The organism is Bartonella sp. B1099, from assembly GCF_944801835.1.
In the GTDB taxonomy this organism is placed as follows: domain Bacteria; phylum Pseudomonadota; class Alphaproteobacteria; order Rhizobiales; family Rhizobiaceae; genus Bartonella.
This window is the reverse complement of record NZ_CALYLN010000002.1, coordinates 24,654-42,123: the sequence shown is the minus strand read 5'-3', so window position 1 is coordinate 42,123 and position 17,470 is coordinate 24,654. Positions and strand designations below refer to the sequence as shown.

Below are 17,470 nucleotides of genomic sequence, written 5' to 3'. Positions count from 1 at the left end.
TAAATCAATAAGTTAAGTAAGTACAATAATTGGTAATATCACGAAAAAGTGGACTATCAATTTCAAAGGGTGGTGAAATTTCTCCAGTCATCCATGTGAGTAAGTCGCGATCATCAAAAGACATAATATACTCAAGTTCAGAGAGCGTTTTATCATTCATCCCTGTGATATGAGCATCAACATAACGTCCAAAAATGAGATCCATTTCACGAATACCGCGATGCCATGCACGAAAAATCAACCGACGACGACGCGCATCTAATTGATTTTTGTCAACGACAAAAACTGTCATAAAAAATCTCCTTGAATAAAGTAATATAAACCATTCAATTAGTCTTATAAAATTTATACCTTGCCTTTAAGGAAGTTCAATAATCTTCTGATCTTTAAGTGTAATCCGACGATGCATTTGCTTTGCCAAAGCGTAATTATGTGTTGCAATAAGAGCAGAAAGACCAGATTGACGAACAAGGACAGATAAAGCTTGAAAGACATAAGCTGACGTTACAGGATCAAGATTTCCGGTAGGTTCATCCGCCAAAAGAACCGAAGGGCCATTTGCTACAGCACGTGCAATAGCAACACGTTGTTGCTCTCCTCCCGATAACTCTGAGGGACGATGGTTTGCCCGATGAGAAATACGCAAATACGTCAATAATTTACGCGCACGATCTTCTGCGATGGACTTATTTAATCCAGCTATCATTTGCGGTATCATAATATTTTCTAAAGCCGTAAACTCTGGAAGTAAATGATGAAATTGATAGACAAAACCAATATCATTTCGTCTGATAGCTGTTCGCTCACGATCAGAGCGCTTTGCACAAGAAACACCTCGTAACAACACATCACCAGCTGTTGGTTTTTCTAATAACCCCGCAATATGAAGAAGTGTTGACTTTCCAGCACCAGATGGTGCGACAAGTGCAACAAGCTCTCCACGATTAAGAATAAAATTCGCTTTATCTAAAACAATGAGCGGCTTATGACTTTCAAAAAAGCGTCTTTCAATCTCTACAAGCTCTAAAATCGCTGTCATTATTCATACCTCAAGGCTTGTACAGGATCTAGCTTAGCAGCGCGCCATGCCGGAATGAGAGCAGCAAGAAATGACAAGAATAAAGCCATAAGAGCAACCAAAACAGTTTGTTTCCACTCAATTTGTGCAGGCAGTTTTGTTAAAAAATAAAGTTGGGGATTAAAAACATCGACATTAAATAACCAAGAAATAAAATCTTGGATATGATTAATATTCGCGGTCGCGATAACACCTAAAATTAAGCCTAATATCGTTCCAATAAAACCAATCATCATTCCTGTGATAATAAATATACGCAAAATTGCACTCTGTTGAGCACCCATTGTGCGTAAAATTGCGATATCATGACTTTTATCTTTTACAAGCATAATAAGGCCTGAAATAATATTTAAAGCAGCAACAAGAACAATCAGAGAAAGAATGAAAAACATAACATTCCGTTCAATCTGTAAAGCTGAAAAAAAAGCCTGATTACGTGTACGCCAATCAATTAAATAGACCTGTTGATCAACTGCTTTTTCTACAACAGGTTTTATTTGATCAACAGCATCAGGATCGTTTAGAAATAATTCTAAAGACTGAACCTTATCGCCTAAATTAAAAAACATTTGTGCTTCATGGAGAGGCATAAAAACAAATATTGAATCATATTCAGACATACCAACTTCAAAAATAGCAATGACTTTATAAGCTTTTACACGTGGTGTAACACCAAAAGGTGTCTCATCACCATCAGGGGTAATAATACGAAGATTCCTCCCAACTGTAAGCCCTAACTTTTCTGCTAAACCACTTCCAATTGCAACACCTTCTTCTTGATCAAACTGAGAAATCGAACCTAATTTAATGTTTTGAGAAACTGTTTTAAGTTTTTCTAGATCTTGTTTGCGCATACCACGAACTAACGCACCAGAGCCACCTTGAGCTTCACCTTGAACAAGCGCTTGACCTTCAATAACAGGCAAAGCAAACTTCACACCATTTGTAGCTTCTAAAGAAGAAATAAGAGTCTTATAATCAGAAAAACCAGAATCAACTGTTTGAACAATAAGATGCCCATTCATACCAAGAATACGATTGAGAAGTTCTGTACGAAAGCCATTCATCACTGCCATAACAACAACCAGAGCGAAGACTCCCAACATAATCCCAATAAGAGAAATAATTGAAATAACAGATGCGACGACATGCTTTTTGTTGGGAATCATATAACGAAAAGCGATCATCCACTCATAAGATGAAAACCATTTATTTTTCAGCCTCTTCATAACATTTCCTATTAAATTACAGAAAGTTGGCTGAGCACATTTTCAACTGTTAGAGATTTTTTTACACCTGTTTTTCGATCTTTAATTTCAACTTCATTTTGTGCAATGCTGTTTGGACCAACAATGATTTGCGTTGGCAAACCAATCAAATCCATTGTTGCAAATTTTGATCCAGGACGTTCATTTCTATCATCTAATAATGGATCAAAACCAGCATCCTTTAATCCCTGATAGAGAAACTTACATGCTTTTGTACATTTTTCATCATCGGGTTTCATATTGATAATCCCAAAATCAAACGGCGCCATCGACTTTGGCCAAATAATCCCCTTTTCATCGTGAGAAGCCTCAATAGCGGCCGCAACAAGACGTGAAGGTCCAATCCCATAAGATCCCATCGAGACCACATGCTCTTTTCCATCTTGTCCCATAACTTTTGCTCCCATTGGAGCAGAATATTTCGTCCCAAAGTGGAAAATATGCCCGACTTCAATACCACGCGCTGAAAGACGATTTTCCTCAGAAATTTTAGCCCACTCTTCTTCATTATGCATTTCTTCTGTCGCGGCATAAAAAGATGTCCACTGTCTAACAGTATCATCTAAAACAGCTTTATCACTAAAATCGATTGAACTGTGGGGAACGCTCAGTTCAAGAAATTGTCTATCACAGAAGATAGCGCTCTCTCCTGTTTCTGCCAAAATGATAAATTCATGACTAAGTTCACCCCCTATTGGACCTGTATCTGCACGCATGGGAATTGCTTTTAAGCCAAGGCGAGAAAAAGTGCGTAAATAAGCCACAAACATACGATTATAAGATGTTTTAGAGCCTTCATAATCAAGATCAAAAGAATAAGCATCTTTCATTAAGAATTCTCGTGCCCGCATCACACCAAAACGTGGGCGAATTTCATCACGAAATTTCCATTGAATATGGTACAAATTAAGCGGAAGATCTTTATAAGAACGAACATAGGAGCGAAAAATATCTGTCACCATCTCTTCATTGGTCGGGCCATAAAGTAAATCACGCTTTTGACGATCTTTAATGCGGAGCATTTCCAAACCGTAATCATCATAACGACCACTTTCTCGCCAAAGATCAGCAGATTGAATTGTAGGCATCAATATTTCTATTGCACCAGCTCGTTCTTGCTCTTCACGAATAATTTTACAAACTTTATCAAGCACTTTTTTTCCCAAAGGAAGCCAAGAATAAATCCCGGATGTTTGTTGTCGAATCATCCCAGCACGCAACATGAAGCGATGAGAAACAATTTCCGCTTCTTTAGGATTCTCTTTTAAAAGTGGAAGGAAATATTGAGAAAGACGCATTGAAATAATTAACTCCTACTCAGATCTATCATATTGGAACAATTTAATATACCCTCTATTCATCTATAGCCGCATTCTGAATACTTGCAAATATAACGATCTTATTGTTTAAAAATTTGTTGTGCTTTATTCTCTATTTTTCTTATTGAGCAATAAAATAAGAATGCTCTTCTTTTTTTAATAACGTAATATGGAAATGCTTTATTTTGACTGATGTAAAAAAACTGTACAGAGAGGTTTTTTTTGCCAAATTTCATAAACAGCCGCTCTCACTGCACGTCGTGTTGCCTCTCGAATAACTTCATTATTTTTCCGCTTCATACGTGGAATATTATAAACTGTATTTTCCACAACCTCTAAAAGAATATCTTTTAATTTTTCCCCCTCTCCATTACTCTCAGGGAGTCCCAATATGCTTAGACCGATATCATCCAATAACTCATGCTTGCTATTCATATGGAGGGAAACCGCAACATGACCAGCATAACTTAATTTTCTACGCTCACGAATCCCTAGCTCATACTCATCTCCAAGAAGACAGCCATCTTTATAAATACGACCAACAGGCACGTGATCAATAACTTCTACAGGCGTTGGTGCAAGACGTAGCATATTACCATTTCTAATATCCCTAACAATTTTAATCCCTGCTTGACGCGCTAAAGCAGCTTGAGCAGTAAGATGTATTGCCTCACCATGCACAGGCACAAGTATCTGTGGTTTTATCCAATCATACATCTGTAAAAGTTCTGAACGACGGGGATGACCTGAAACATGAACAAGGGCATCTTCATTTGTAATAACTTTAATACCCAAATCGATGAAGCGATTTTGTATCTCAAGAATCGCTTTTTCGTTTCCTGGAATACTTCGCGATGAATAAATAACAGTATCTCCAGTAGAAAGCGCAATATTCCTCATCCCCTCACGTGAAAGTTTAGCCAAAGCTGCACATGGCTCACCTTGGCTCCCTGTGACAATTAAAACAAGTTCTTTTCGTGGGATGTAACCATAATCATCTTCCGTTACAAATGGCGCTAACCCATCCATATAACCAAGCTCTTGTGCAACCATAATACTTCGCTTAAGGGAACGCCCAATGACAAGAACCTTACGCCCAACAGCTTGAGCAGCAAGAGCAATAGAACGTATCCGACCAATATTAGAAGCAAAAGTTGCTATTGCAACACGCCCTTCAGCCTTCGAAATAATCTCAGAAAGACTGGTTTGGACCTGCTGCTCTGATGGAGATATACCATCTCGACATGCGTTTGTGGAATCACAAAGCAATGCTAAAACACCTTTATCGCCTAACGCTCGAAATCTTTTTTCATCCGTTACAGCTCCAAGCGAAGGGGTATGATCAATTTTCCAATCACCCGTATGGATTACAGTTCCCAAAGACGTTGTAATGGCTAAAGATACAGATTCTGGTATCGAATGATTAACAGCAATAGCCTCTATGGTAAAGGAACCAACCTGAAAACAATCCCCTGCTTGAAAAATATTGAATGACATTTTTTGAGATTCAAAATCTGATTGCCTTTTACTTTCCAATAACCCTGCCGTGAAAGCTGTACAATAAACTGGAACTTGTAATTTTGGCCATAAATCAAGAACAGCCCCATAATGATCTTCATGTGCATGTGTTAAAACAAGACCACGTATATTATGTTTTTCACTTTCTAAAAAACGAATATCAGGGAGAACAAGATCAACTCCTGGTAATTCAGAACCAGCAAAACTCACGCCCATATCAACAAGCAACCATTCACGAAGATTTTGGGAGCCAAATCCATAAGCAGCCAAATTCATTCCTATTTCACCTACACCTCCCAGAGGTAAAAAAACAAATTCATTTTTATTGGTTGCAACCATTAACATCTCCCAAATCATTAAGATAATCTGATGGTAAAATAATTTCGTTAATAACCGCCTGCATGAACAGAAGCAGCCGAACCAAAATGAACATCTCCCGCTGTTATAATGGCTGTCTGACCATTTTTTTGTTTTATGATGCAGTTAAAATCACGATCAAGTCCCTCAAAAATCCCCTCAACGATTTTTTCATCATTCATTACTTTGACATAGTTTCCGAGGTAAGCAGAATATAAAAGCCATTTATTTCGGATTATTTCACACCCTTTTGGTTGTTTCCAAAGAAGGTAATTTCTAGAAAAAGATTCTGTCAAAACTGTAAATAACTGTTCTGCTTCAATATGCAAACCGATATTCTTTAAGCTTGAAGTGGGATAGAGTGCATCTTCATAATTATATTTCACATTTATTCCAATACCAATAACCAATGCATTTTGTTGTGATGGCAATTTTAAAATTTCGAGCAAAACTCCTGAGCTTTTAGCACCTCTAAGCAAAATATCGTTTGGCCATTTTAAGCTTACAATATTGCCTGTTTGCTTTTCATCTTTTATAAATTGTTTTATTGCCTCTGCCACACTGACTCCAGCAACAAAACCAAGTTGAGCCGCCGTTTGATGAACGATATCATCCATTAACAATAGACTAGAATAAAGGTTCCCTTTTGGACTATTCCATGCCCTCCCTCTTCTTGCCCTTCCTTGTAATTGCTCTTGCGCAACAATCCAAAGATAACCTTGATGACCAGTTTGCGCTTTTCGTTGCGCAATGAGATTGGTTGAATCAACACTTTCGTACGATTCAACAGTGTATCCTTGTTTCTTTGCAAAATCTGATAAAATATAAACCATATTCATTAAAATAATGCAGCGGCCGCTTTTTCTGCCAATTCAGCAAACCAAATCCCAAAAAAGGTGTAAAATAAGATAAATAATGCGGAAAGACCAAGACAAAACTGAAGCTCTTTTGATAAAATAACAAAATGCGCTTTTGCATCATCAAACCACATAATTTTAATAACCCGTAAATAGTAAAAAGCGCCAACAACGGAGGCTATCATACCAACAATAGCAAGAGGTGTCAGACCAGCATGAACAGCAGCAGAAAATGTATACCACTTCCCAAAAAAACCAGCCATAGGGGGTATACTGGCTAGCGAGAAAAGCTGTATTGTCATGACAATCGCCATAAACGGATTTGTCTTTGCTAACCCTGAAAGATCATAAATATTTTCAACATTGCCACTCTGAGATCGCATTCCAAGAATAAAAGCAAAAGAGCCAAGAGTAACACCAAGATAAATGGTCATATAAAGGATAACGCTTTTTACCCCAAGCATATCTCCAGCTGATAAACCAACAAGTGCATAGCCCATATGACTAATCGATGAATAAGCCATTAAACGCTTAATATTATTTTGCCCAATTGCAGCAAACGCACCAAGTATCATTGATGCAAGTGCCATAAAAACCAAAATTTGTTGCCATGCAGGCATCACACTATCAACACGCCCTAGGGGAATAAAGGCTATCACAATAATACGGATGATTAAAGCCATTGCAGCAACTTTAGGCGCCCCAGCAAAAAATGCTGTAATCGGTGTTGGGGCACCTTCGTAAACATCAGGTGTCCACATATGAAATGGAACAGCAGAAATTTTGAAAGCCAAACCAGCTAAAATAAATACAATTCCAAAAATAACCCCCAATTGTAAATTTTCACCTTTTAAAGCAAGAGCAATTTCGTGAAAACCAATTTGACCGGTAAAACCATAAAGCAAAGAAATACCATAAAGCAGCAATCCTGAAGATAATGCTCCTAAAACAAAATATTTTATACCGGCTTCAGAAGATTTTACATTATTACGATTAATCGCCGCTAAAACATATAAAGCTAAGGATTGTAGTTCTAATCCCATATAAAGCGACAGCATATTCCCCGCTGAAATCATAAACATCATGCCAAGGGTTGCAAAAAGAACAAGCACTGGAAATTCAAATATATTGAACTTTTGCGCATTAGCAAAACCAACAGACATAATAAGAGCAAAAAGTGCACCAATAAGCGTTAAAATTTTCATATAACGACCAAAAGAGTCAATAATAAGCGCATTGGTTTGAAATGCGCCACTTTTCGGAAAAACGATGAGAATAATAATGGTTGCCACCAGAAGAGCCATGGCTAAACCTGTTACTGTTAAAGAAGCACGTGCATTGGAATAAACACCAACCAAAAGCAACACTATTCCCCCTAATGCAATTAAAATCTCTGGAAGAATTAATACGAATTGTGTTATTATTTCACTTTGCATGAGAATTCTTCCCTTATCTAGTGTAATTTATTGATGAGGGCTTCTACGGAAAACGCCGTCGCTTTAAGAAGTGGCGTTGGATAGATACCAAAGAATATTGTAAGAATAACCATCGGATAAAGAATAAATTTTTCCCTTAAAGAGAGATCTATCAGTACTTTTAAATTCTCTTTATCCAAGGAACCAAAAACCACGCGCCGATAAAGATAAAGGGCATAGGCTGCTGATAAGATAACACCTGTTGTCGCTAAAATAACAACCAATTTATTCACTTGAAAAACACCTATTAAGGTTAAAAACTCACCCAAAAATCCTGAAGTTCCAGGAAGTCCTACATTTGCCATGGTAAAGATTAAAAAAACAACAGCATATTTGGGCATATTATTTACCAAACCACCAAACGCTGAGATTTCACGTGTATGCAGACGATCATAGATTACCCCAACACAAAGAAATAAAGCTGCGGAAACAATTCCGTGTGACAGCATCTGATAAATAGCCCCTTGTATTCCCTGCTCATTCGTAGCAAAAATACCCATCGTTACGTATCCCATATGCGCTATTGAGGAATATGCAATAAGTTTTTTGATGTCACTTTGAACAAGTGCAACCAATGAGGTATAAATAATTGCAATAAGCGATAATGTGAAAACAAAAGGTGCAAAATCTGCTGAAGCGATAGGAAACATAGGTAAGGAAAAACGAAGGAAACCATACCCACCTAATTTGAGTAAGACACCGGCTAAAATAACAGAACCTGCTGTCGGTGCTTCCACATGAGCATCAGGGAGCCACGTATGAACTGGCCACATCGGCATTTTAACAGCAAAAGAAGCAAAAAATGCGAGCCATAACCATATTTGCATATGGGCAGGAAACTGATAATTGAGTAAAGTTGGTATATCAAGTGTTCCTGCCTGCCAATACATAGCCATAAGAGCAACCAGCATAAGCACTGAACCAAGTAAAGTGTATAAGAAAAACTTGATACTTGCATAAACACGACGCGCACCACCCCACACCCCTATAATGATAAACATTGGAATGAGGCTACCTTCAAAAAAAACATAAAATAATATTGCATCAAGAGCACAAAAGACCCCAATAATCGCAACTTCAAGAAGAAGAAAAGCAATCATATAAGCTTTTAATCTCTCTTTAACATTCTCCCAGCTTGCTAAAATACAGAAAGGTAAAAGAAAAGCCGAAAGAACAACAAAAAGAATAGAAATACCATCAACCCCCATATGATAGCTAATGCCATTCCCTAGCCAACTGAATTTTTCAACCATTTGAAAATTGGGGTTGCTAGAATCAAATCCTATCCAAATAATTAAAGAAATAACAAAAACAAATATCGTCGTAAAAAATGCGACATTGCGTATATTATGGCGTGCAGCTTCACTATCATCTTTGATAAACAAAATAAGCAGCACACCCACAAGTGGCAAAAATGTAACCGTAGAAAGAATAGGCCAATCGGTCATTAGTTTACGCCCCCGATCATCATCCATGTAATCAGCAATGCAACACCTATAAGCATCGCAAATGCATAGTGGTAAAGATAGCCTGTTTGCATCCGAACAACTCTATTTGTGATATCAACAACACGCGCTGCGATACCATTAGGACCTAGACCATCAATAATTTTACCATCTCCCACTTTCCAAAGAAAAGAACCAATCTTAAAGGTAGGACGAACAAACAAAAAGTTATATAATTGATCAAAATACCATTTTTGGTAAAGAAAATTATACACTCCTGGCATAAGACGAGCCATTTTCTTGGGAAGAGATGGAAAAGAAATATAGAACAGATAAGAGAACACAAACCCAAGAATCATCGCTATAAATGGTGACCATTTTACCCAATTAAAAACGTGGTGGGCATCATGAAGAATATGATTGTGGCTGCTTGTAAACAATGCTCCCTTCCAAAAAGCATCATAAAAGTCACCAAAAAAGTAAGGTTGGAAAACGACACCTGCAAATATTGCCCCAAGAGATAAAATAAACAGTGGCATTAACATAACTGGAGGTGATTCATGAACATGATGCATAACATCAGCTGTTGCCCGTGGCTTCCCATGGAATGTCATAAAGATAAGGCGCCATGAATAAAAGCTTGTTAAAAAAGCCGCAAAAACAAGGAGATAAAAAGCATATCCTGAAGCAATATTATGAGATACAAAAGCAGATTCTATAATCGCATCCTTTGAAAAAAAACCAGCCGTCCCAAAAATTGTTCCTGGGATTCCAACACCGGTTAATGCAATGGTTCCAACCATCATCATCCAATAAGTGACCTTTATATGCTTGCGTAAGCCACCCATTTTGCGCATATCTTGTTCATCAGATACAGCATGAATGACAGAACCTGCACCAAGAAATAATAAGGCTTTAAAAAAAGCATGCGTAAAAAGATGAAAGACAGCAGCACCATAAGCTCCAACACCTAATGCCACAAACATATACCCGAGTTGAGAACATGTAGAATAAGCAATAACACGCTTAATATCATTCTGCACCAATCCCACAGTTGCTGCAAAAAACGCTGTTGTTGCGCCAACAATAATAATCACAGTCAAAGCAATCGAAGAAAGTTCAAAAATTGGCGACATACGCGCAATCATAAAAACACCCGCCGTTACCATTGTGGCAGCATGAATAAGTGCTGATACAGGCGTAGGTCCCTCCATTGCATCAGGAAGCCAAGTGTGTAAAAGAAATTGTGCTGATTTTCCCATCGCACCAATAAATAATAAAAGACATGTAATGGTAAGTGCAGCCTGTCCATCAAGCTGCCAACCTAGAAATGTCAAATCTTGTATAAAGCTATTGTCTGCAGCTTTTGCAAAAATAGAGGCAAAATCAACTGATTGGAACAAAACGAAAATACTAAATATTCCTAAGAGAAAACCAAAGTCTCCGACACGATTGACCACAAAAGCTTTCATTGCAGCCTTATTAGCAGAATCGCGCTGAAACCAAAAACCAATCAAAAGATAAGAAGCAAGTCCCACACCTTCCCAGCCCAAAAACATCTGAATCAAATTATTGGATGTCACCAACATAAGCATCATAAATGTAAACAAAGAAAGATAAGAAAAAAAACGGGACCTTGAAGGGTCATGGTGCATATAACCAATTGAATAAATATGCACTAATGCCGAAACACTGTTCACCACAACAAGCATAACAGCTGTTAATGTATCAATATGAAAAGCCCAATTAAAGCTTAAATCACCAATGGTGAGCCAATGTAATACTAATACATCAATCGCTGAATTATGACCAAGTGCAAGATTGAAAAATGCTATCCACGACAATATGGCAACAATCACCATAAAGCTACATGTTATCAATTCGCTTGCACGATCTCCTATCGTTTTTCCACCTAGTGCAGCAATTAAAAAACCCAAAAGCGGAAGAAAGACAATCGTATAATACATCACGGGTTAGCCTTTCATTACATTAACATCTTCAACCGCAATGGAACCACGATTACGGAAAAAAACGACAAGAATTGCTAAACCAATGGCAGCTTCAGCAGCTGCAACGGTTAAGACAAATAAAGCAAATATCTGACCAACGAGATCATGAAGAAATGCCGAAAATGCAACAAAATTGATATTAACGGAGAGTAATATAAGCTCAATAGACATCAAAATAATAATCACATTTTTTCTATTGAGAAAAATTCCAGCAATACCAATTGTAAACATCAAAGCAGAAACAGTGAGATAATGCGCAATATCGATATACATATCCATAGCCCCCCTTAAATACCTTTACCTGATTCAACTTGCTTGATTTCAATAGCACTTTCTACCGTTCTAGAAACTTGCTCTGCAATGGATTGTCGTTTGACTCCCGATTTATGACGAAGTGTTAAAACAATAGCACCAATCATTGCAACTAATAAAATTATTCCAGCAATTTGAAAATAGAAAACATAATCCGTATAGAGAATATCCCCTAATGCTTGTGTATTTGTTCGCTGCCCTAAGTCTGGCATTGGTTGCGTAACATGCGTTCTCAAGATTGGAGAAAAATGGCTACTCACAAAAACAACAATCAATTCTACAGCGATAATAATGCCAATAAGAGCTCCTATAGGCGCATATCGAAGAGCGCCACTCTTTAACTCAGCAAAATCAACATCCAGCATCATAACGACAAATAAAAATAAAACAGCGACAGCTCCAACATAAACAACAAGCAGGATAAGCCCCAAAAACTCTGCTCCTGCAAGCAAAAATAAAGCCGCTGCATTAAAAAATGCAAGGATTAAAAATAAAACAGAATGCACAGGATTGCGTGCTGTAATAACAATTACTGCACTTGTTAGCATAATAAAAGCAAACAAATAGAAAAATGCCGCCGCTAGATCTGTTAGCACAGGCTTCTCCTTAATTATTCAAACAATTGGTACAAACTTCATACCAGATTACAATTTATCGGAAAATTATCCGACACCTCATTGAGCGATACACTTAACGATAAGGTGCATCCATCAATATATTGCGAGCAATTTCTCGCTCCCAACGATCACCATTCATTAAAAGCTTTTCTTTATCATAATAGAGTTCTTCACGCGTTTCTGTTGCAAATTCAAAATTTGGCCCCTCAACAATAGCCTCTACCGGACAAGCTTCTTGACAAAAACCACAGTAAATACACTTAACCATATCAATATCATAACGAACGGTTCTCCGCGTACCATCATTACGTCGCGGTCCTGCCTCAATTGTTATCGCTTGTGCAGGGCAAATTGCTTCACATAATTTACAAGCAATACACCGTTCTTCACCATTCGGATAGCGACGCAATGCATGTTCACCACGAAAACGTTGAGAAACAAAACCTTTTTCATAAGGATAATTAATCGTAGGCTTTGGCGAAAAAAATTGACGCATGGCTAGGAAAAAAGCACTCACAAACTCCAATAAAAGGAGTGACTTTGCCGCCTGAATAAAACCTGACATTGTAAAATCTCCTCTTAAACGAAATTCGTAAACTTTAAAAAAGCCGCAGTTATCACAACCATTGCCAGTGAGAGAGGAAGAAAAACCTTCCAACCAAGCCGCATGAGTTGATCATAGCGATAACGTGGAACAAACGCTTTGACCATAGCAAACCAAAAAAATACAAAACAAACTTTTAAAACAAACCAAATAACACTAGGAACCCAATTAAGCCACCAAACATCCAAAGGAGGCAGCCACCCCCCTAAAAATAAAATGGTTGTCAAAGCGCACATTAAAACAATAGCAACATATTCACCAAGAAAGAAGAGCATGTAAGGCGTTGAAGAATATTCTACCATATGACCAGCAACAAGCTCAGACTCCGCTTCCACCAAATCAAATGGAGGACGGTTTGTTTCTGCAAGCGCAGAAATAAAAAATATAATAAACATTGGAAAAAGAATAAGCCAATTCCAATCGAGAAAACTGTTAAAAGGAAGACCTAGAGTTGTACCAAGGCCATTTGTTTGTTTAAGAACAATTGTTGTAAGATCCAAGGAACCACTTACTAAAATAACAGTCACAAGCACAAAACCAATAGAAACTTCATAAGAAACCATTTGTGCTGCTGAACGAAGAGCTCCTAAAAAAGGATATTTTGAATTTGATGCCCATCCCCCCATAATAACACCATAAACTTCAAGAGATGAAATGGCTAAGATATAAAGCAATCCAACATTAATCTTCGCAACTTCCCAGCCCTCACTGACAGGGATAACAGCCCAAGTTGATAAAGCAAGTGTCGCTGAAACAAAAGGAGCTAAAAGAAAAACCCCCTTATTTGCACCTGCTGGGATAATAGGTTCTTTTACAACAAATTTAATTAAATCTGCAAAAGACTGTAGCAATCCCCACGGACCAACAACATTAGGACCACGCCGCAATTGTACTGCAGCCCAAATCTTTCTATCTGCATAGAGAAGATAAGCAACTAAAACCAACAGAACAACCAAAAGAAGAAGTGTTTTTCCAACAATAATAAGTAATGGCAACAGCCAAGTCATAAAGAAATCATACATCATTATTCCTTTTCCTTTGCCCTTACTTTACAGCTTGCATAGCGCGGCTGTTTGCAAGAGATGAACATTCAGCCATAACGGCAGAAGCACGTGCTATCGGATTTGTCAAATAAAAGTCCTTAACCATAGAAGTAAATGCTTGACTTTCTAGGGAAACCATTTTTGAACCAAGTGCCTTAAGATCACTTATATCAGAAGGCATTATATCATCAATGGCACAAAGATGTGGATAATCATTAAACAAGCATTGTCTTAATTGAGAAAGAGAATCAAAGGGGAGCCTTTGTCCTAAAACATCCGATAAGGCACGCAAAATAGCCCAATCTTCTTTTGCTTCACCTGGAGCAAAACCAGCCCGATTTGTCATTTGAACACGCCCTTCTGTATTCACATAAAGCCCTGATTTTTCCGTGTAGGCCGATGCAGGTAAAATAACATCAGCAGCATGTGCACCATTATCACCATGGCTACCAATATAAATTTTAAAAGCTTTTATATTGGCCAATTCCACTTCATCAGCACCAAGCAAAAATAAAACTTCACAGGTTTTAAGAATATTTGCAACCCCAAGCTGAGACGTAAAACCTATGTCTAATCCTCCAACGATCGACGCTGCATTATGGAGAACCCCAAACCCATTCCATTCTTCACTCAGAGCTCCAATATTATCCGCTAATTTAGCAAGACTTTTTAAAACAGATAACCCTTCATTGCCGCAAATCGCCCCCTCTCCAATAAGAATAAGAGGCCTCTTTGCTTCTTTTAAAACATTAAAAAAAGCATCCTCTCCCCGAATAAGTGTCTTTAATGCGTCACTCCCAGATCCAAGATAAGAATAAGGATACCGTAAATCGACTTCCTCTCCAATGAGTGCGATAGGAAAATTTCCCATCCGTTGGCGTTTTAAAATACGCGCATTTAAAACAGCAGCTTCATAGCGTGGATTAGATCCCACAATGAGCAGGGCATCAGCCTGTTCAACTCCTGCAATTGTAGGATTAAAAATATAACTCGAACGTCCAAATTCTGGCGATAAAGAAACTCCTTTTTGACGACAATCAAAGAGCTTTGAACCCAATGAGATCAGTAATGCTTTAAGGGCATACATTTCTTCAACAGAAGCAAGATCTCCAGCAATGGCTCCAATTTTTTCTGGTAAAACTTTAGAGAACACCATTTTAATTTTTGCAAAAGCTTCTGTCCAACTGACAGGTTGAAGCTTTCCGTCTTTACGTACATAGGGTCTATCAAGCCGCTGAGTCCGTAATCCATCCCAAATAAAACGGGTCTTATCAGAGATCCATTCCTCATTTACATCTTCATTCGTACGCGGCATAATTCGCATAACTTCACGGCCGCGGCTATCAATACGGATCGCACTGCCGAGCGCATCCATCACGTCAATCGATTCTGTTTTAATCAATTCCCACGGACGCGCATGAAAGGCATAAGGTTTTGAAGTTAAAGCCCCCACTGGACAAAGATCAATAACATTTCCCTGTAATTCAGATGTCATCGCTTTTTCAAGATATGTTGTAATTTCAGCATCTTCACCACGACCGATTAAACCAAGCTCAGAAATACCTGCTACTTCCGTTGTAAAACGAACACACCGTGTGCAATGAATACATCGTGTCATAACCGTTTTGACAAGAGGTCCAATATATTTATCCTCTACAGCACGTTTATTTTCTGTATAACGAGAACAATCTCGCCCATAAAGCATTGCTTGATCTTGAAGGTCACATTCCCCTCCCTGATCACAAACAGGACAATCTAAAGGATGATTGATGAGAAGAAACTCCATCACACCTTCACGCGCTTTTTTTACCATCTCGGTATTGGTAAAAATTTCTGGTGCTTCACCATTAGGACCCAATCGTAAATCGCGAACTCCCATAGCACAAGAAGCCTGAGGCTTTGGAGGCCCTCCCTTGACCTCAACCAAGCACATACGACAATTTCCAGCAATTGATAAAGTTTCATGAAAACAAAAACGCGGGACTTCAGCACCAGCCGCCTCCGCTGCCTGAAGCAACGTGTAGTAATCAGGGACTTTAATCTCTTTACCATCAACTTTGATATTTATCATCACCCATCCAACCTGCGGACAATCCACTTAAAATTTGCATTCGGTTGCTCTTAAAAAAATCTTCTATCCCACTGCTTTCAAAGCAATATTCTTTCTTTGAACAACATTTCGCGTGTATTCATCAATTCTACGCTCGATTTCCGGACGAAAATTACGGATTAACCCTTGTACAGGCCATGCCGCCGCATCACCAAGTGCGCAAATCGTATGCCCTTCAACCTGTTTAGAAACCTCAAATAACAGATCAATTTCACGCTTTTGCGCTCTTCCCTCAACCATACGTCCTAAAAGGCGCATCATCCATCCCGTCCCTTCACGACATGGTGTACATTGACCACAACTTTCATGCTTAAAAAAAGCTGCTATACGCCAAATCGCCTTGATGATATCCGTCGATTTATCCATAACAATCATCCCCCCTGTTCCAAAAGAAGATCCGACATCGCGCATACCATCAAAATCCATGATCGCATCAACCATATCCTCACCACGAACTACCGGACAAGAAGCGCCTCCTGGAATAACAGCTAAAAGATTATCCCATCCGCCACGAATACCTCCCGTATGTTTTTCAATCAATTCACGGAAAGAAATACCGAGAGCTTCTTCAAAGGTACAAGGAGCATTCACATGCCCAGAAACCATAAACAACTTCGTTCCAACATTATTTGCACGACCAATTGACGAAAACCACGAAGCCCCACGACGTAAAATCGTTGGAACAACCGCTATAGATTCGACATTGTTGACTGTTGTTGGACAGCCATAAATTCCCATATTTGCAGGAAATGGCGGTTTGAGACGAGGTTGTCCTTTTTTCCCCTCAAGACTTTCAAGAAGCGCTGTCTCTTCACCACAAATATAAGCACCTGCCCCATGATGAATAATAATATCACAAGCATGACCATATTTTGTTTTTTTGCCAAGCAATCCTGCTTCATAACATTCATCCACAGCCGCTTGAAGCGCTTCACGCTCACGAATATATTCACCACGAATATAAATAAAAGCAACATTTGCTCCCATTGCAAAAGTAGCAATTGCACATCCTTCAATCAAAGTATGGGGATCATGGCGTAAAATATCGCGGTCTTTACATGTTCCAGGCTCTGATTCATCAGCATTAACAACCAAATAATGAGGACGACCATCATTCTGCTTTGGCATAAAAGACCACTTCATTCCGGTAGGAAATCCCGCCCCACCGCGACCACGTAAACCTGACGCCTTCACCTCATCAATAATCCAATCACGACCTTTATCAATAATCTCTTTCAAGCCATTCCAATGCCCACGCAACATCGCAGCCTTTAATGATTTGTCTTTTAAACCATAAATATTGGTGAAGATACGATCTTTATCAGCAAGCATACCCCACCTTTTTTTCTATTAGCCGTAGCATTTTTAGCTTTTCCTCAAATGCATTTTTTAAAAACTTCTTAAAACTCTCTACTTTCAATTAAACGTCGTTATAATATGGATAAAATAATGAAATAT

At 38.4% G+C, this 17,470-nt stretch carries 15 protein-coding genes; all 15 read right to left on the bottom strand.

The genetic code is table 11. From position 1 onward, the window contains the following. Positions 1 to 4: 4 nt before the first annotated feature. Positions 5 to 292, bottom strand: a complete 288-nt coding sequence (locus NNJ73_RS06490) for a succinate dehydrogenase assembly factor 2 (protein ID WP_254493290.1) — start codon at positions 290 to 292, stop codon at positions 5 to 7. A gap of 66 nt (positions 293 to 358) precedes the next feature. Further along, on the bottom strand, positions 359 to 1,039 hold the full coding sequence (locus NNJ73_RS06485; protein ID WP_254493288.1) for an ABC transporter ATP-binding protein: 681 nt from the start codon (positions 1,037 to 1,039) through the stop codon (positions 359 to 361). Then, positions 1,039 to 2,307, bottom strand: coding sequence for a lipoprotein-releasing ABC transporter permease subunit (locus NNJ73_RS06480; protein ID WP_254493287.1), 1,269 nt, complete (start codon positions 2,305 to 2,307; stop codon positions 1,039 to 1,041). The genes NNJ73_RS06485 and NNJ73_RS06480 overlap by 1 nt, the downstream gene beginning before the upstream one ends. Before the next feature lie 11 nt (positions 2,308 to 2,318). Further along, complete coding sequence (proS, locus tag NNJ73_RS06475; RefSeq protein ID WP_254493285.1) at positions 2,319 to 3,644, bottom strand: proline--tRNA ligase; 1,326 nt, start codon at positions 3,642 to 3,644, stop codon at positions 2,319 to 2,321. Positions 3,645 to 3,845: 201 nt separating this feature from the next. Beyond that, on the bottom strand, positions 3,846 to 5,522 hold the full coding sequence (locus NNJ73_RS06470) for a ribonuclease J (RefSeq protein WP_254493284.1): 1,677 nt from the start codon (positions 5,520 to 5,522) through the stop codon (positions 3,846 to 3,848). A gap of 47 nt (positions 5,523 to 5,569) precedes the next feature. Next, complete coding sequence (locus tag NNJ73_RS06465) at positions 5,570 to 6,379, bottom strand: biotin--[acetyl-CoA-carboxylase] ligase (protein ID WP_254493282.1); 810 nt, start codon at positions 6,377 to 6,379, stop codon at positions 5,570 to 5,572. Further along, the gene (gene nuoN / locus NNJ73_RS06460; protein WP_254493280.1) at positions 6,379 to 7,833 is read right to left on the bottom strand and encodes an NADH-quinone oxidoreductase subunit NuoN; all 1,455 of its coding nucleotides are present in this window, start codon (positions 7,831 to 7,833) and stop codon (positions 6,379 to 6,381) included. The genes NNJ73_RS06465 and nuoN overlap by 1 nt, the downstream gene beginning before the upstream one ends. Before the next feature lie 17 nt (positions 7,834 to 7,850). Beyond that, the gene (locus NNJ73_RS06455; protein WP_254493688.1) at positions 7,851 to 9,320 is read right to left on the bottom strand and encodes an NADH-quinone oxidoreductase subunit M; all 1,470 of its coding nucleotides are present in this window, start codon (positions 9,318 to 9,320) and stop codon (positions 7,851 to 7,853) included. Beyond that, on the bottom strand, positions 9,320 to 11,284 hold the full coding sequence (nuoL, locus tag NNJ73_RS06450) for an NADH-quinone oxidoreductase subunit L (protein ID WP_254493278.1): 1,965 nt from the start codon (positions 11,282 to 11,284) through the stop codon (positions 9,320 to 9,322). Before nuoL ends, NNJ73_RS06455 begins: the two co-directional genes overlap by 1 nt. A 6-nt stretch (positions 11,285 to 11,290) precedes the next feature. Further along, a complete protein-coding gene (gene nuoK, locus NNJ73_RS06445) occupies positions 11,291 to 11,599 on the bottom strand; it encodes an NADH-quinone oxidoreductase subunit NuoK (RefSeq protein WP_120102367.1) in 309 nt (102 codons plus the stop codon). A gap of 14 nt (positions 11,600 to 11,613) precedes the next feature. Further along, positions 11,614 to 12,234, bottom strand: coding sequence for an NADH-quinone oxidoreductase subunit J (locus tag NNJ73_RS06440; protein ID WP_254474072.1), 621 nt, complete (start codon positions 12,232 to 12,234; stop codon positions 11,614 to 11,616). 94 nt (positions 12,235 to 12,328) lie between these two features. After that, positions 12,329 to 12,820, bottom strand: a complete 492-nt coding sequence (nuoI, locus tag NNJ73_RS06435; protein ID WP_004860049.1) for an NADH-quinone oxidoreductase subunit NuoI — start codon at positions 12,818 to 12,820, stop codon at positions 12,329 to 12,331. A gap of 14 nt (positions 12,821 to 12,834) precedes the next feature. Continuing rightward, entirely contained in the window at positions 12,835 to 13,881 is a 1,047-nt protein-coding gene (nuoH, locus tag NNJ73_RS06430; RefSeq protein ID WP_254493687.1) for an NADH-quinone oxidoreductase subunit NuoH, read from the bottom strand. 22 nt (positions 13,882 to 13,903) lie between these two features. Next, the gene (nuoG, locus tag NNJ73_RS06425; protein ID WP_254493276.1) at positions 13,904 to 15,973 is read right to left on the bottom strand and encodes an NADH-quinone oxidoreductase subunit NuoG; all 2,070 of its coding nucleotides are present in this window, start codon (positions 15,971 to 15,973) and stop codon (positions 13,904 to 13,906) included. Between the two features lie 63 nt (positions 15,974 to 16,036). After that, positions 16,037 to 17,344, bottom strand: a complete 1,308-nt coding sequence (gene nuoF / locus NNJ73_RS06420) for an NADH-quinone oxidoreductase subunit NuoF (protein WP_254493274.1) — start codon at positions 17,342 to 17,344, stop codon at positions 16,037 to 16,039. Positions 17,345 to 17,470: the final 126 nt, after the last annotated feature.

What these genes read in the sequence shown, in the direction of transcription:
- nuoI (WP_004860049.1), bottom strand. Translation starts at nt 12,820, where the DNA reads ATGTCAGGTTTTATTCAGGCGGCAAAGTCACTCCTTTTATTGGAGTTT.
- nuoL (WP_254493278.1), bottom strand. Translation starts at nt 11,284, where the DNA reads ATGTATTATACGATTGTCTTTCTTCCGCTTTTGGGTTTTTTAATTGCT.
- NNJ73_RS06470 (WP_254493284.1), bottom strand. Translation starts at nt 5,522, where the DNA reads ATGGTTGCAACCAATAAAAATGAATTTGTTTTTTTACCTCTGGGAGGT.
- nuoG (WP_254493276.1), bottom strand. Translation starts at nt 15,973, where the DNA reads ATGATAAATATCAAAGTTGATGGTAAAGAGATTAAAGTCCCTGATTAC.
- nuoN (WP_254493280.1), bottom strand. Translation starts at nt 7,833, where the DNA reads ATGCAAAGTGAAATAATAACACAATTCGTATTAATTCTTCCAGAGATT.
- NNJ73_RS06485 (WP_254493288.1), bottom strand. Translation starts at nt 1,039, where the DNA reads ATGACAGCGATTTTAGAGCTTGTAGAGATTGAAAGACGCTTTTTTGAA.
- NNJ73_RS06490 (WP_254493290.1), bottom strand. Translation starts at nt 292, where the DNA reads ATGACAGTTTTTGTCGTTGACAAAAATCAATTAGATGCGCGTCGTCGT.
- nuoK (WP_120102367.1), bottom strand. Translation starts at nt 11,599, where the DNA reads ATGTATATCGATATTGCGCATTATCTCACTGTTTCTGCTTTGATGTTT.
- NNJ73_RS06465 (WP_254493282.1), bottom strand. Translation starts at nt 6,379, where the DNA reads ATGAATATGGTTTATATTTTATCAGATTTTGCAAAGAAACAAGGATAC.
- NNJ73_RS06480 (WP_254493287.1), bottom strand. Translation starts at nt 2,307, where the DNA reads ATGAAGAGGCTGAAAAATAAATGGTTTTCATCTTATGAGTGGATGATC.
- proS (WP_254493285.1), bottom strand. Translation starts at nt 3,644, where the DNA reads ATGCGTCTTTCTCAATATTTCCTTCCACTTTTAAAAGAGAATCCTAAA.
- nuoH (WP_254493687.1), bottom strand. Translation starts at nt 13,881, where the DNA reads ATGTATGATTTCTTTATGACTTGGCTGTTGCCATTACTTATTATTGTT.
- NNJ73_RS06455 (WP_254493688.1), bottom strand. Translation starts at nt 9,320, where the DNA reads ATGACCGATTGGCCTATTCTTTCTACGGTTACATTTTTGCCACTTGTG.
- nuoF (WP_254493274.1), bottom strand. Translation starts at nt 17,344, where the DNA reads ATGCTTGCTGATAAAGATCGTATCTTCACCAATATTTATGGTTTAAAA.